Origin of the sequence: Acetobacterium paludosum (assembly GCF_008086595.1) — a bacterium.
Lineage (GTDB): Bacteria > Bacillota > Clostridia > Eubacteriales > Eubacteriaceae > Acetobacterium > Acetobacterium paludosum.
The window spans coordinates 77,691-90,817 of record NZ_RXYA01000002.1 but is presented as its reverse complement, the minus strand read 5'-3'; the positions used below and the strand labels follow the sequence as shown (position 1 = coordinate 90,817).

At 38.7% G+C, this 13,127-nt stretch carries 21 protein-coding genes and 1 pseudogene; all 22 read left to right on the top strand.

Features of this window, described 5'->3' with window-relative positions:
- Positions 1–119 precede the first annotated feature (119 nt).
- The 22 genes and pseudogenes from FZC41_RS02535 to FZC41_RS02440 all read left to right on the top strand — a co-directional run bounded on the left by FZC41_RS02535 (position 120) and on the right by FZC41_RS02440 (position 13,082).
- A complete protein-coding gene (locus FZC41_RS02535; RefSeq protein ID WP_148565815.1) occupies positions 120–449 on the top strand; it encodes a thioredoxin family protein in 330 nt (109 codons plus the stop codon).
- Positions 450–471: 22 nt separating this feature from the next.
- Positions 472–660 carry a hypothetical protein gene (locus tag FZC41_RS02530; RefSeq protein ID WP_148565814.1) on the top strand — a complete coding sequence of 63 codons (189 nt, stop codon included), beginning with the start codon at positions 472–474 and terminating at the stop codon, positions 658–660.
- Between the two features lie 20 nt (positions 661–680).
- Entirely contained in the window at positions 681–1,625 is a 945-nt protein-coding gene (locus tag FZC41_RS02525; protein WP_338000850.1) for an alpha/beta fold hydrolase, read from the top strand.
- 272 nt (positions 1,626–1,897) lie between these two features.
- A complete protein-coding gene (locus tag FZC41_RS02520) occupies positions 1,898–2,662 on the top strand; it encodes a sugar phosphate isomerase/epimerase family protein (RefSeq protein ID WP_148565812.1) in 765 nt (254 codons plus the stop codon).
- 140 nt (positions 2,663–2,802) lie between these two features.
- A complete protein-coding gene (locus FZC41_RS02515) occupies positions 2,803–3,000 on the top strand; it encodes a hypothetical protein (protein WP_148565811.1) in 198 nt (65 codons plus the stop codon).
- 54 nt (positions 3,001–3,054) lie between these two features.
- The gene (locus FZC41_RS02510; RefSeq protein WP_148565810.1) at positions 3,055–3,561 is read left to right on the top strand and encodes a Fic family protein; all 507 of its coding nucleotides are present in this window, start codon (positions 3,055–3,057) and stop codon (positions 3,559–3,561) included.
- A 444-nt stretch (positions 3,562–4,005) separates the two neighbouring features.
- Entirely contained in the window at positions 4,006–4,290 is a 285-nt protein-coding gene (locus FZC41_RS02505) for a hypothetical protein (RefSeq protein ID WP_148565809.1), read from the top strand.
- Between the two features lie 72 nt (positions 4,291–4,362).
- Complete coding sequence (locus tag FZC41_RS02500) at positions 4,363–4,728, top strand: VOC family protein (RefSeq protein ID WP_148565808.1); 366 nt, start codon at positions 4,363–4,365, stop codon at positions 4,726–4,728.
- Positions 4,729–4,877: 149 nt separating this feature from the next.
- Positions 4,878–5,837, top strand: coding sequence for a hypothetical protein (locus FZC41_RS02495; RefSeq protein ID WP_148565807.1), 960 nt, complete (start codon positions 4,878–4,880; stop codon positions 5,835–5,837).
- Positions 5,838–6,098: 261 nt separating this feature from the next.
- Entirely contained in the window at positions 6,099–6,644 is a 546-nt protein-coding gene (locus tag FZC41_RS02490) for an AAA family ATPase (protein WP_148565806.1), read from the top strand.
- An 82-nt stretch (positions 6,645–6,726) separates the two neighbouring features.
- Positions 6,727–7,152 (top strand): MmcQ/YjbR family DNA-binding protein, encoded by a 426-nt coding sequence (locus FZC41_RS02485; RefSeq protein WP_148565805.1) that lies wholly within the window; start codon positions 6,727–6,729, stop codon positions 7,150–7,152.
- 111 nt (positions 7,153–7,263) lie between these two features.
- Complete coding sequence (locus FZC41_RS17605) at positions 7,264–7,629, top strand: hypothetical protein (protein WP_243136641.1); 366 nt, start codon at positions 7,264–7,266, stop codon at positions 7,627–7,629.
- Between the two features lie 94 nt (positions 7,630–7,723).
- Positions 7,724–8,296 (top strand): DJ-1 family glyoxalase III, encoded by a 573-nt coding sequence (locus FZC41_RS02475; protein WP_148565804.1) that lies wholly within the window; start codon positions 7,724–7,726, stop codon positions 8,294–8,296.
- A gap of 223 nt (positions 8,297–8,519) precedes the next feature.
- Positions 8,520–8,678, top strand: coding sequence for a TfoX/Sxy family DNA transformation protein (locus FZC41_RS17790; protein ID WP_243167656.1), 159 nt, complete (start codon positions 8,520–8,522; stop codon positions 8,676–8,678).
- A gap of 54 nt (positions 8,679–8,732) precedes the next feature.
- Positions 8,733–9,152, top strand: a pseudogene (locus FZC41_RS17785) (alpha/beta hydrolase).
- Positions 9,153–9,262: 110 nt separating this feature from the next.
- Positions 9,263–9,538 (top strand): alpha/beta fold hydrolase, encoded by a 276-nt coding sequence (locus FZC41_RS17780; protein ID WP_338000849.1) that lies wholly within the window; start codon positions 9,263–9,265, stop codon positions 9,536–9,538.
- Positions 9,539–9,989: 451 nt separating this feature from the next.
- Positions 9,990–10,541, top strand: coding sequence for a GNAT family N-acetyltransferase (locus tag FZC41_RS02460; protein ID WP_148565803.1), 552 nt, complete (start codon positions 9,990–9,992; stop codon positions 10,539–10,541).
- A gap of 65 nt (positions 10,542–10,606) precedes the next feature.
- Positions 10,607–10,885 carry a TfoX/Sxy family protein gene (locus tag FZC41_RS02455; RefSeq protein WP_148565802.1) on the top strand — a complete coding sequence of 93 codons (279 nt, stop codon included), beginning with the start codon at positions 10,607–10,609 and terminating at the stop codon, positions 10,883–10,885.
- Between the two features lie 201 nt (positions 10,886–11,086).
- Entirely contained in the window at positions 11,087–12,166 is a 1,080-nt protein-coding gene (gene ytvI / locus FZC41_RS02450) for a sporulation integral membrane protein YtvI (RefSeq protein WP_148565801.1), read from the top strand.
- A 112-nt stretch (positions 12,167–12,278) separates the two neighbouring features.
- Positions 12,279–12,551, top strand: coding sequence for a hypothetical protein (locus tag FZC41_RS02445; protein WP_148565800.1), 273 nt, complete (start codon positions 12,279–12,281; stop codon positions 12,549–12,551).
- Positions 12,552–12,710 carry a hypothetical protein gene (locus tag FZC41_RS17195; RefSeq protein ID WP_170253814.1) on the top strand — a complete coding sequence of 53 codons (159 nt, stop codon included), beginning with the start codon at positions 12,552–12,554 and terminating at the stop codon, positions 12,708–12,710.
- Positions 12,711–12,893: 183 nt separating this feature from the next.
- The gene (locus FZC41_RS02440; protein ID WP_148565799.1) at positions 12,894–13,082 is read left to right on the top strand and encodes a hypothetical protein; all 189 of its coding nucleotides are present in this window, start codon (positions 12,894–12,896) and stop codon (positions 13,080–13,082) included.
- Positions 13,083–13,127 lie beyond the last annotated feature (45 nt).

Genomic DNA, 13,127 nt, shown 5'->3' with positions numbered 1-13,127 from the left:
GTGGTGGGCAACGAGAACGCCTTCAGCTTTTATGAGCGCTTTGGCTTTTATCCCAGAAAAACACAACTGGAACAGATTAAATAGTTTGCCGGAAAATTAATAGTTGAGGGGCGGAAGTGATGAAACAAATTAACTCAATTACTGAAATCGATGCTTTTAAAAAGGAAAATGACATGTTGTTGGTTTACTTTGGCAGCAATACCTGCAGTGTCTGTCGCGATCTGCTGCCCAAAATTGAACAGATGCTCGGCAACTATCCCAGCATTTCTGCGGTTAAAGTGGATATACAAAAATCGCCTGCTCTTTCCGCAAGTTTTAGTGTTTTTACGGTACCGGCAGTCATCCTGTTTATTCAGGAAAAGGAAACCCTGCGGGAAGCGGGGATAATGAGCCTGAGGCATCTCGAAGAACAAATTTCAAGATACGTTGAACTTTTTTTTAAAAGGTAACTGATTTAAAGGAGGCAATATCATGACAAGAATAGGAATGATCGGCGGCTTCGGACCAGAATCAACCCTGGATTATTATCGACTGCGTCCAACTGGCTTATCAGACCGTGTTTATGAAACTGACAAAAAAGAAACAGCGGGAAATTGCACAAAGCAGTCCCGCTGCAAGGCTACACTTAATCTAAGATCGTCCGGTTGGTTGACAACCTGATAATAAAATTTAGGAGGTTGATGATGGCATTTGAAGAAAGAAGTTTCAGATCATTTAACGAAAAGGATACAATCCAGGCTTGGATATACAAGCCGATTCGCAAACCCCGGGGAATTGTCCAGATTGTCCACGGTTTTGGCGAACATTCGAGACGTTATCTGCATATGATTCTGAAGATGAACGAGGCAGGGTTTGTGGTTGCCGCCGATGATCATGTCGGACATGGTAAAACCGCCGCTGAATCGGGAAATTGGAGTGATTGGGGAAATAAAGGTTACATGACGATGGCCGAAGATGAACACAGTCTGCGCCAATTGGTTCAGGCCGAATATCCGGAGCTGCCTTATTTTATGTACGGTCACAGCATGGGCTCGATGATTGCCCGATCCTATGCCGCCACCTATGGTGAGGGCATGGACGGGTTGCTGATCTGCGGAACCTCGTCGGTTTTTCCAAAGACCGGAGAGCTGGCTGCGGCACTACAAAAGTGTATCGACGAGGGCAAAGGTGAAGAAATCGATCCCAGTTATTTAGAGGTTCTTTTTGAATGGATGACGAACCGCATCGCTAATCCCCTGACTCCCAATGATTGGATATCTGGCGATCCGGATATCGTCGCTGATCATGCCAATGATCCCTTCAACAATTTTACCAGCCCGCCGAATATTCGTTCAACCTACGATTTTATCATGATGATAGATAGCATTATCGGTACCCAGTGGGCAGAGAAAGTTCCGGCTGTGATTCCGGTTTATAATATTGCCGGCGATCAGGATCCAGTCGGCCTTTACGGAGAAGGTGTCTATGCGGTTTCAAGCTGGCTGGCGGAAACTGGAAATCAGGTCAAAACCAAGCTTTATACCGGGTATCGTCATGAAATCCACAATTATCGGGATATTCGTGACGAGGTCGAAGACGGAATGATCGACTTCATCAATGAGATCATTGCGGTTAAGGGAAACTGATTTAAAGAGAAGAAGTAATAAGGTTAACATAGGGTCGTTTTGATCGTCATTGCCAGAAGCGCTTTCACAACCTGTGACAAACGAAACGACCCTAACAAGCTTACATCAAAGAATTAGGCGATGATAAATATTTGAATAATTACACTATTCTGTTGTAAAATTAAATACCGTCACAATAGTAAAAGATTGCGAATTAAGATGATAAATGTGTAACAACGACGGACAGGAATTTGAATTGCTGATTATTTATATTATTATGGGAGGTAGTTTAATTGAGAAATTATACTATTGTTGATTGGTTTGGTTATAATCTTTCTCCACGAGAAAGAATGAATGTTATCAAATCTGCAGGATTTACTGGTGTAATTTTGCTTTGGACAGATCAGTTTGATAGTGACTACAAAGACTTTCCACGGTATGCTATGGAAGCTGGGTTATATGTTGAAAATGCTCATGCACCTTACATTGAGGCAAATACTTTGTGGGAAGATAATTCAATCGGACATGAATATGCAAAAAAGCTTATCACATGTATAGAGGATTGTGATACTTATGAAATACCAACTTTAGTTATGCATCCCACAAATGGTAAAACTCCTTTACCTGTATCAAATACTGGAATAGAGCGACTAAAACGAATTATAGACAGGGCGGAAAGCTTGAACATCAATATAGCTTTGGAAAATATGGAAAGTCCTCAATATCTAGAATTTATATTTAGTAAAATTCAATCAAATAGGCTTGGATTTTGTTTTGACAGTGGACATCATAATTTATATTCTCCAGACCTAGACTTACTCAGTTTATATGGTACTAAACTTATGGCTTTACACCTGCACGATAACAACAGTAAAGAGGATATGCATGCACTTCCGTTTTCGGGAAACATTGATTGGAATAAACTTTCAGACAAATTGAAGTCAGTTGATTATAAAGGTGCCGTAGCTTTTGAAACGAGAAACACAGGATTTGAATATATTCAAAGTGAAGATGAATTTTTAAGCATTGCAATAGCTAAGGCAAAAGCTGTTTTATAGTTATTAGTTTGCCAGAAAAAATTAACCAAATCTCTGTTATGTTAAGGTACGCAATCTTCAGATATTGTGTCCATGCTTATAATGCCGTTTTTTTGGAGGACCGTTGGATCAGGCTGGATGCAAGAGGAAATAAGCCAGGTGTGCATGCACAATTTTCATTGAAAAAACTGGTTCTTGCTTTTTCGAATCGACCGGAATATGATGAATACTACTGGCTAGGTATTTATGGCAATCCTCACCGGGATACCATGCTGATACTTAAAAAGGCTGGCAGTTTAAAGGATGTTCTTGATCACCTGCCAGAGTTGCTCAATGAAAAACCGGATGTTTCGGTTTAGACTGATCAACAAATACTATAATATTAAAATACATAAGAAAGAAGAGGTAACATTATGTATTTAGAAGAATATCAGGCCGGTCTACATGAATCACAATCGGATTTCAGTTCGTTTATTCCGGCAATGATTAACAAACAGTGGGAGTGGAAAACAACCCAGATTAATGTTCTTCTGGAGCAGGCTAATCTTGAACTGGGGAGATTGGGTAGTTACTCTGAGTTGGTTCCAAACATCGATTTATACATTAAAATGCATCTTCAGGTTGAAACAAACAAGTCAAATCGTATCGAAGGAACGCAAACGACCATTGAAGAAGAACTCATGCCGATCAGGGATTTAGATCCTGAAAAACGTGACGATGCCAGAGAAGTTCATAATTATATAAGAGCTCTTAAACATGGGGTGGATCGCATTATGCAGGATGATTTTCCGTTGAGCTCGCGGCTGATACGAGAAATACATAATGAATTGATGCAGGGTGTACGCGGTGAGCATAAAACCCCGGGAGAATATCGCACCAGTCAAAATTGGATCGGAGGCAGCATGCCGTCCAATGCATGAGAAAGGAATTTTAGATGAGATCACAGGATATTCAAGAAATCGTATCTATGCTATGAAAAAATATCTTGATGTTTTTCGTGTTTGATTTTTTTGAATGAATAAAACCTTTTAATTTTTCAAAAGAGTCATAATCAATTTCAAATCAAAAACGTCACGAAATAAACCATAGTTCCAAAAAGGCCAAAAATTGGAACTATAAAAATCCATAGTTCCAAAAAAGCTAAAAATTGGAGCTATAAAAATCCATCGTTTTAAAAAAGCCAAAAACTGAAACTCAGAGCAGCTGAAATACGCTTTTACCAGTCATCAGAAAGCCGCCATCAAGTTATTATCAAAACGAGGTAAGCTTATGTCATCAAATTTTGAATACCTAAAAAAAACTGCCCTTTATCGTCAAGCAGGGGAATCTGGCCGTGCATACCGAAAAATCCGTATCCAAAAGTGATGCGTACAGAAGGTTGCCTAAGAGACTATCGTCCCATTCAATGCCGGACCTACCCCTTTGAACCCCACATCGAAAATGGTGAATTCTCAATTGTGATTGAAAAAGAGCAGATTCATGGCTGTGTACTGATTGAACGAATGCCGGAGTGGCGCCAGGCATTTATCGATGGTGTTTATAATGGTTGGCTTGAACTGATGAAGATCCCAATCATTAAATATAACATTGAATATTTTTCAAAAGAGCGAATTGCAGCAAATAACATTATGAAACAATACTTCAAATAGCTATGATAATCTGATTTCCCCAGAGCCTATTGCGAAAGTAAAATCAAATCTTAAAATTTAAAGGAGAACATTATGAACCTAGCATGGGTAACCCTAACTGTAAAAAATATGGACGAATCCTTAAACTTCTATACCGAGGTGGTGGGACTTACCCTGGCGAGCCGCCGACCAGCTGGCCCCCAGATGGAGCTGGCTTTTTTAGGCGATGGCGAAACCAAGCTGGAGCTGGTCTGCAACCAGGCCGTGACTGAATTTGATATGGGACAGAGCATCTCTCTGGGCTTTGCCGTGGCTTCGGTTGATGAGACCATGGCGGCTTTGCAGAAAAAAGGCATTGCCATTCACAGCGGTCCCTTTCAGCCCGCCCCATATATCCACTTTTTCTTTATCACCGATCCCAATGGCCTAAAAATCCAGCTGATTGAACACCTTTCCTAAAAGCCCCGGGTCGAGTAGACAAAGCCTCGCGGCTCCAACCCCTCACAGAACCTTAATTTCCTTTGCACAAAGTAGGTGTTCAGTGTGATTGAGAGTCCGGTGCTGGCCTATTTAATTATTGAAAATTCTGTATTGAAAGAAATTATTCCATGAAAAAATTAATTGATCCTCAAAAAAGTTCAGAAACCGTTTCTAAAATTTTACAGAAAACATACGATGCTGAAAAAAAAGCTACGGTAAACATTCAAAAAAGTGCCAAGTCTTTATCAGATAAAACTAAAAATGACAGTTATTTACGCAAGTTGAAAAAATATAATCCTATTTTCCCTGAATTTTATAGCAGCACTGATTTCAATATTCCCAACATAATTATGATTGTTGATGATGCTGTGAGACGTGATGTTGATGTCTGTGAGGGTTCAGTTCGATGGCTTGGCAAAGAAAATGATATTGAAATTCTCTATCTTTATGATACCGCAATTGAAATGAGTGGAATACAGTTCATACTTATGGTTACATGCGATGCCGTCTATTGTGTTGATAGTTTTGACAGCAATCAATTTATAAAAGCTGATTATATTTTTGCGAGAGCACAAGAAGAAAGATTAGCTGAGTTGAAGCATATTGTTTTTTCATTAGGGGCAAAGAGTTGTTCGATCGAAATAAGTGAATCGAATACGGAAACAAATTTAAAAAATAAAGAAAATAAATTAAGTGAAGAGGTTAGTTTAGCAAAGCAAGAAGTTTCTACAGCTGAAAAATTCGAACAAAATATGTCTAAAAAGGAAAGTAATCATCGAAGAGGAAAGACAGAAATGCAATTTGAGGGAAGTAATATACCTAAAAGGCCTGTACTTAAATTGTTTGCTCATGATGGAAATATTAATAGACTTATCGAAATGAGATTTGAAAATGGCAATGCTATCAAATCGGAAATTTTAGAATTAGCAGGTTCGTCACTGACGACAATGTCTGAAAAAGTAGCATATGCTATGGATATGGCCATTAAGAAAACGGGGGTCAAAGGTAAGGCTAAAGGCAGTTCTGAAATAAGTTCCCAGGTAGCAAAAGAGAGTCATAACAAATTGATTTTCAGAATTGAATTTTAAAATGAAAAAGCAAAGTCGTATCTACGTACTGAAACTTTTGGACCTGGTGCCAGGCACCACTTAGCATAAACTTATATGCATTGAGAGTTGCGGCATCATTGAGCGTCGGGCACATGGGGATGGAGAATCGTGAGCTTTTATAAAATGAAAACAGCCTATCGCTGAAGTTTGTTGATAAATGAGGACTACTTAACTTGAAGGTTATGGAAATATAAGAAATGAAACAGATAAATCAGAATTTTTTGTTATGGGGTAAAAGATATGGCAAGAGGAATTATTATTTTTGGATCAGCAGGTTCAGGAAAAACAACATTGGGGAAAATGGTCGCTGATAAGCTTGGCTTTCCATATTTCGACATAGATAATTATATATGGAGAAAAGATACTGATAAACCTTTCACAGTTATGTATACTCGTGAAAAGAAGATTAATAGATTAATGACAGATATATCGAAAAGAAGTTATTTTGTGATGGCTGGCTCAATGGATAGTTTTAATGCACCATTTGTGCCATTGTTCGATTTGGCAGCACATATTACAGCATCTGCCGAAACAAGAATTGTTCGGATTCATAAAAGAGAATATGAAATATTTGGAGAAAGAATCGTCAAAGGCGGAGATATGTATGAAGAACATTGTTGTTTTCTTGATAACTCAGCTAGATATGATTCGGATGGTTCTCCGTGTAAGAAGACACATGAGCAGTGGGTTAATTCATTACCTTGTAAAGTACTACGGTTGAGTGGAGAGGAGGACTTAAATAAGAATGTTGATATAATAGTTCAAGAATATTTAAAAAAAGTTTAAAAAAAGAGATTTTAATTCTGATGATGCATGGCTCACTTAACTTAATGACCTAATAACCAGCAGATATGGAAGGAGAAGGAAAATGAAACCTTGTAAAAAATGGGACGAACTGATTGAAAAAACGGTTGAATCGATGCCGGGAACAGCCCGGGATTATAAATCGGAATGGGATGCCATCCGGTACTTTGTCGGCGATGTGATGTTTGCCATGCGTGCTGAAAACAAAGAACGGGACGCGCTGTTGACCGTCAAGCTGCCCATTGGCGATGGTGAAATCCTCCGTTTGCGCTATCCGGATATTATTCCCGGATATTACATGAACAAACAACACTGGAATTCGATCATCCTGGACGGCGATGTGCCCGAGCAGGTGCTGGTCGACTGCATCCAACTGGCTCATCACACCGTATTCGTCAAACTGACAAAAAAGAAGCAGCGTGAAATTGAGGCAAGTATTCACGTTCCTGAAGGCAACATTGTGGAACTTCAGAACTGGAGAACCCGTTAATCGATATGGTTAGGTTATCGGGTAGGGTTTTAAACCCAAACCCAATTTTCGGATTACTCCATGGGCTTGTTGGAGATAGTGAAGATATGATAGTCAAAACGTCCCGGTGGAATGAAAGTTGTTTGTAAAGGTATGAAAACAGGAAATAAAGGGGGTGATTGCTTGAATTCAGGAGTATGGATTGCGATATATATGCCAATATTTTTAGTAATCTTAGTTGTTTTACCACAACAGTTTAATATGCAAAGAATAATAAATAATAAATTTAAGAAGAAGAAGGGGTTAATAATTATGGCTAATGAAGCAATTGAAAAGTGTATAGGAAAGAAGTGCAAAATTTCTACAGGCTCATATGGAACAAACTTAGTGGGGAAAATAATTAATATAAATGAAAATTGGATAGAGGTTGAAACAAAAAAAGGCGTTCAATTTATTAATGCTGAATTTGTACAACGTATTTATATTTTTCAAAGTTAAAAAAACGATTGTGTACTGGCTCAACTTAAATGTTAATATTGTTTTTTATGTTGAGCGCCAAATGGCAGTGTAATAAATAACCAAAAGGAGGAAAATGATGAATGTAATTATTTTTTTAGCAGCAGGATTTGAAGAAGTAGAAGCTTTAACCGTTGTCGATTATTTAAGAAGAGTCAAGCAAATTACGGTTCATATGATTAGTATCGGAGATACCCTTCAGGTTTCAGGAAGCCATCATATCGAAGTAAAAGCCGACAAGCAAATCGATGAGCTGTCAAAAATTGACTCCTACGAGGCCGTTATTATTCCCGGCGGAATGCCGGGAGCAGCGAATCTAAGAGATGATCAGCGGGTCGTAAAAATCGTCAGAGAAATGAATGAAGCAGGGAAATTAGTGGCAGCGATCTGTGCCGGGCCCATCGTCTTAGAAAAAGCGAAGATCATTGATGGAAAAAAAGTGACCTCTTACCCCGGATTTGAAAAAGATCTGCCCAATTCAATCTATCAAGAGGATGCGGTGGTAAAAGATGGTAACATTATCACATCGCGTGGACCTGGAAAAGCGGTGGATTTTGCCCTTGAAATTGTGACCGTTTTAGCTGGTGAGAAAGAGGCCGAGAGTTTGAGAAAAAATATCCTCTATGACAAGAAGGTATGCATGGAATAGCAAACAGGGTAGCAAGCATCTGTCTGTTGAAATTGATTGTGTAGAGTTGGCGTGAACACATCAAAAATTTGGTAAATAAAGATAATAAACAGTATTTTGTTATGGTAACAAATGAGTTTATTGAAAGTCGTGAAATGACAAAGCCTCTGACAGAAAAGAAGTTTGAAATTGGTGATATGAAATTTATCAAGTGTAACTATCGGGTGAAAAATAAAAAAAGGTAATGATCGATATCAGTTTCGTCAACAGATACGCATTCAGTTTTTCCATGGTTTTACTACGTTTGTGCGGGCTGGAAGGCGCAATCCGGGGAATTCGCTGGCATTATTTAGATGACAACCTGAAAAAAGAATTGAAATCTTTTTATGAAACCAGTCGATAATAACAATACCTTATAAATTCAAAAAACCTCGGTGATATCAAAATATTTCATTAGATTAACACCTCTGGCGGAAATGGAAAGGATACAATCCAGGCTTGGATATACAAGCCGATTCGCAAACCCCGGGGAATTGTCCAGATTGTCCACGGTTTTGGCGAACATTCGCGACGTTATCTGCATATGATTCTGAAGCTGAACGAGGCCGGTTTTGTGGTTGCCGCCGATGATCATGTCGGACATGGCAAAACCGCCGCTGAATCGGGAAATTGGAGTGATTGGGGAAATAAAGGTTACATGACGATGGCCGAAGATGAACACAGCATGCGCTAAATGGTTCAGGCCGAATATCCGGAGCTGCCTTATTTTATGTACGGTCACAGCATGGGCTCGATGATTGCCCGATCCTATGCCGCCGCCTACGGTGAGGGCATGGACGGGTTGCTGATCTGCGGAACCGCATCGCTAATCCCCTGACTCCCAATGATTGGATATCTGGCGATCCGGATATCGTCGCTGATCATGCCAATGATCCCTTCAACAATTTCACAAGCCCGCCGAATATCCGTTCAACCTACGATTTTATCATGATGATAGATAGCATTATCGGTACCCAGTGGGCAGAGAAAGTTCCGGCTGTGATTCCGGTTTATAATATTGCCGGCGATCAGGATCCAGTCGGTCTTTACGGAGAAGGTGTCTATGCGGTTTCAAGTTGGCTGGCGGAAACCGGAAATCAGGTTAAAACCAAGATTTATTCGGGGTATCGTCATGAAAGCCACAATTATCGGGATATTCGTGACGAGGTCGAAGACGGAATGATCGACTTCATCAATGAGATCATTGCGGTTAAGGGAAACTGATTTAAAGCGAAAAAGTAATAAGGTTAACATAGGGTCGTTTTGATCGTCATTGCCAGAAGGCCTTTCACAACCTGTGACAAACGAAACGACCCTAACAAACTTACATCAAAGAATTAGGCTATAATAAATATTTGAATAATTACACGATTCTGTTGTAAAATTAAATACAGTCACAATAGTAAAATAAAGCGAACAGGTTAATAGGGGTTATATGCAGGATGTTCTTGAACACATACCGGATAGCCTCACTGAAAAACCTGATGTTTCTTTTCGGAATATGGAGGGATAAGATGTTTTTTAATCCACAAAAATCCAAGTGGAGAGCATTATTGAGTACTGCCGGAACCACTAGTCTCATGAATTCAAAGGGTCTATCTAAAGCATTTCGTCTTTAGCTAAAGATATTCCAAAGATAATTATAGCGATATAATAGTACAAACGGAGGAAATTTATGAAAACGCCCATTCTGGAAACACCGAGATTAATATTCAGACCCTTTTCACATGATGATGCAGAAGATGTGTTCCACGGCTGGGAAAATGATCCTGATGTGGCACGGTACATGTTCTGGACCAGCCATAATGATATCAATCTAACAAAAGCTTGGCTGTCCTTTGAAACAGAGAAAATCCTTGCTGATGACTGGTTCAGATGGGGTTTGGTGGAAAAAGAAACCGATCGTCTAATCGGCACCGGTCTGATATATTATGAGAAAGAATTTAAAATGTTTGAAGTTGGCTATAATTTAGGCAAGCAGTTTTGGGGAAAAGGATTTGCCACTGAAGCCATGAGCGAAATTTTAAGATTTGCAAGAGAGAACCTAAAGCTAAAAGAAATTGTGGGGAGATATGCAACAGAAAATCCGAGGTCGGAACATGTCATGGAGAAGCTGGGATTCAAATATTTCGAAGACTGCAACTATCCCTGCAATAACGGAGCGATTATGCTGGAGGGAAAAGTCCTTCGGTTAACATTCTGGGATGAGGGGATGAAGATTGGATAAAGTTCACTTATTCCGGCTCACATAATTTACTTTTTAGTGTGTTATCATTTGAAAGGAGAACGAAAATGACTGAAAATAATCTGATTGAGAATACTGAGCTGACAAGCCTGCCAAACATTGGCAAAGAAATGGATAGGCAGCTTCGTGCCGTTGGGATCAATACCCCTGCGGAACTGGCTGCGTCGGGAAGCCGGGAAGCCTGGCTGAGAATCCGCGCCATTGATGCATCGGCCTGTTATAATCGACTGTGTGGGTTGGAAGGCGCCATCCAGGGCATTCGCTGGCATTATCTGGATGACAGTCTGAAAAAAGAACTGAAAGATTTTTATGAAGCCAATCGCTAGCACCTTTCCAAGGGTTAAAAACAGATCGTTAAAACAGCTTAGTGCCTGACGTTAACTTATAAACTGAATGAATCGATTAAGAAATTTATCAAAAGACCTTCAATTCATCCTCCATAGGTGGGGGATGAATTGTCAAAGCTCCCACTTCAAAATTGGTCGCGGTTTTAAGTGGTGGGAGTATATCATAAGAATGGAGAATCTATGGAATCTCAGTATAACAAGAAAAAACAGTTCATTGTAAATACGATTTATGTTTTTCTGATCATAGCAATAGTATATGTCATTCTAAAATATGCTATTACATTGATTAGCCCTTTTATTTTTGCATTCATCATTGGGTATCTGCTGAAAAATCCAGCAAAATATGTTTCTTCAATGCTCAAAGTACCACGTAAACTGGTATCATTTTCACTTGTTTTAGTCTTTTATTGTACGGTGGGTGTTATTGTCGTATTGATTAGTGTTAAACTCACAACAACAGCTTCAACTATTATTTCAGTACTGCCTATGATCTATGCAAATCAATTTAGCCCATTTCTTTTTTCAGTATTTGATGGCATCGAGAAAGTAGTATTCCGCTTGGATCCAGCGCTGGTAGAAGTTTTAAATGACGGATTTGATCAGTTTATAAACTCACTTGGCGTGAATATTACAAAGATATCATTATCATTTGTAGGCACTATGTCGGGTATCGCATCATCATTGCCAGCCTTTTTAATCAAAATTTTACTGATGGTTATCTCGACATTCTTTTTTGCAATGGACTTTGATGTATTAATGGGATTTGTGTCAAGACAGTTTTCACAACGCGTAAATGAAATTACTCATATGATTAGGCAGTACGTGGTGAACACCCTTTTTGTGGTGATTCGATCATATGCTTTGATTATGTCGATTACATTTGTAGAGCTATCGATCGGTCTTTCTATTGTGGGTATTCCAAATGCAATTCTCATTGCATTCATTATTGCGATATTTGATATATTGCCCGTGCTTGGTACCGGTGCAATAATGATTCCGTGGATAATAATTACGTTTTTAAAAGGTGATTTTCAAATCGCTATTGGGTTACTTGTCGTGTATGTTTTCGTAACAATCATTCGAAATATTCTAGAACCAAAGATAGTTGGCGGTCAATTAGGAATACACCCTGTCGTGGCATTAATGAGTATGTTTATCGGTGTTAATCTTCTTGGTATTATTGGATTATTTGGTTTTCCAATTACTCTTTCTTTACTAAAATATTTGAATGATACGGATACTTTTAAACTATTCAAGTAATCTGTTTGGACTTAAGAGAGTTGTTTAAGTTGACGTGAAATTTAGGTATTAATTGATTATTTGCAGACTTCAAGGGTATATACAATAGATAAGTGGCTAACTGTAAGCTTTAATGAAAGCACTTAAATTTATCGCCAAGAAAGCCGCATCTTTTGGATGGTATGGGTGGAGTGGGGAATCAACAAAGGTTTTAAACGAATTGTTAGCCAGTGTAGGGTTTGAAATAATGAATGAAGGATTTAGAAATCTCTGGAATCCAGACGAAGAACAACAGCAGGATGCCATTGAATTCGGAAAAAATTGCTCGGAGCTAATGGGAAAAATGGTTATGCGTGAAGTCGGCTCAGAAAAAATATCTCAAAATAATGATTACGAGGAGGAATGAATGGCTAAAACATTATGCAAACGCGTTAAAGAAGATTACTTAAAAGAAAATTTAAAGGAATATATAACGATGGTAAAAGAACCCAAATACATTTGTAAAAAATGTGGGCGGGTTGCTGAAAAGGAAGAAATGCTGTGTAAGCCTAAAAAAATGGAATAGAGAATTAAAAAAAGCCTATCCCAATGCGGACAGGCTTTTTTAGGGTAAAAAACTATTTAGCTTTCATTTATTTCCTCTTTATGTCCTTATTTCAATTAAATTTGTCAAAAAAGTGAATATAGAGAATACCCGTGGCGTGAAAAGTGTAATTAGACATGGTCATTTTTTCATAGAAAGCGTATAATGATAAGCAAATACAAAAATAAAACAATAAAATTTATTCGGGAGCTGACCCGATTTTTTATGATGTTGAAACGCACACTTAACTTCAAAAATACGGTTAAGAAGGGAACTCCGATGTTTCAAAAATTTCTATTGGAAACGGATGCGATTGATTTTCGTCATCCGGAAATGATAAAAAAATCGCTCTAGTTGTTCACACGAAACTGGTCAAAATGGGTTTTTTGGTCAAATAAT

Coding starts and splice junctions, on each gene's coding strand:
- FZC41_RS02490 (WP_148565806.1), top strand. CDS start 6,099: ATGGCAAGAGGAATTATTATTTTTGGATCAGCAGGTTCAGGAAAAACA.
- FZC41_RS02485 (WP_148565805.1), top strand. CDS start 6,727: ATGAAACCTTGTAAAAAATGGGACGAACTGATTGAAAAAACGGTTGAA.
- FZC41_RS02475 (WP_148565804.1), top strand. CDS start 7,724: ATGATGAATGTAATTATTTTTTTAGCAGCAGGATTTGAAGAAGTAGAA.
- FZC41_RS02535 (WP_148565815.1), top strand. CDS start 120: ATGAAACAAATTAACTCAATTACTGAAATCGATGCTTTTAAAAAGGAA.
- ytvI (WP_148565801.1), top strand. CDS start 11,087: ATGGAATCTCAGTATAACAAGAAAAAACAGTTCATTGTAAATACGATT.
- FZC41_RS17780 (WP_338000849.1), top strand. CDS start 9,263: ATGATGATAGATAGCATTATCGGTACCCAGTGGGCAGAGAAAGTTCCG.
- FZC41_RS02500 (WP_148565808.1), top strand. CDS start 4,363: ATGAACCTAGCATGGGTAACCCTAACTGTAAAAAATATGGACGAATCC.
- FZC41_RS02460 (WP_148565803.1), top strand. CDS start 9,990: ATGAAAACGCCCATTCTGGAAACACCGAGATTAATATTCAGACCCTTT.
- FZC41_RS02525 (WP_338000850.1), top strand. CDS start 681: ATGATGGCATTTGAAGAAAGAAGTTTCAGATCATTTAACGAAAAGGAT.
- FZC41_RS17790 (WP_243167656.1), top strand. CDS start 8,520: ATGATCGATATCAGTTTCGTCAACAGATACGCATTCAGTTTTTCCATG.
- FZC41_RS02445 (WP_148565800.1), top strand. CDS start 12,279: ATGAAAGCACTTAAATTTATCGCCAAGAAAGCCGCATCTTTTGGATGG.
- FZC41_RS02440 (WP_148565799.1), top strand. CDS start 12,894: ATGATAAGCAAATACAAAAATAAAACAATAAAATTTATTCGGGAGCTG.
- FZC41_RS17195 (WP_170253814.1), top strand. CDS start 12,552: ATGGCTAAAACATTATGCAAACGCGTTAAAGAAGATTACTTAAAAGAA.
- FZC41_RS02510 (WP_148565810.1), top strand. CDS start 3,055: ATGTATTTAGAAGAATATCAGGCCGGTCTACATGAATCACAATCGGAT.
- FZC41_RS17605 (WP_243136641.1), top strand. CDS start 7,264: ATGAAAGTTGTTTGTAAAGGTATGAAAACAGGAAATAAAGGGGGTGAT.
- FZC41_RS02455 (WP_148565802.1), top strand. CDS start 10,607: ATGACTGAAAATAATCTGATTGAGAATACTGAGCTGACAAGCCTGCCA.
- FZC41_RS02495 (WP_148565807.1), top strand. CDS start 4,878: ATGAAAAAATTAATTGATCCTCAAAAAAGTTCAGAAACCGTTTCTAAA.
- FZC41_RS02530 (WP_148565814.1), top strand. CDS start 472: ATGACAAGAATAGGAATGATCGGCGGCTTCGGACCAGAATCAACCCTG.
- FZC41_RS02505 (WP_148565809.1), top strand. CDS start 4,006: ATGCGTACAGAAGGTTGCCTAAGAGACTATCGTCCCATTCAATGCCGG.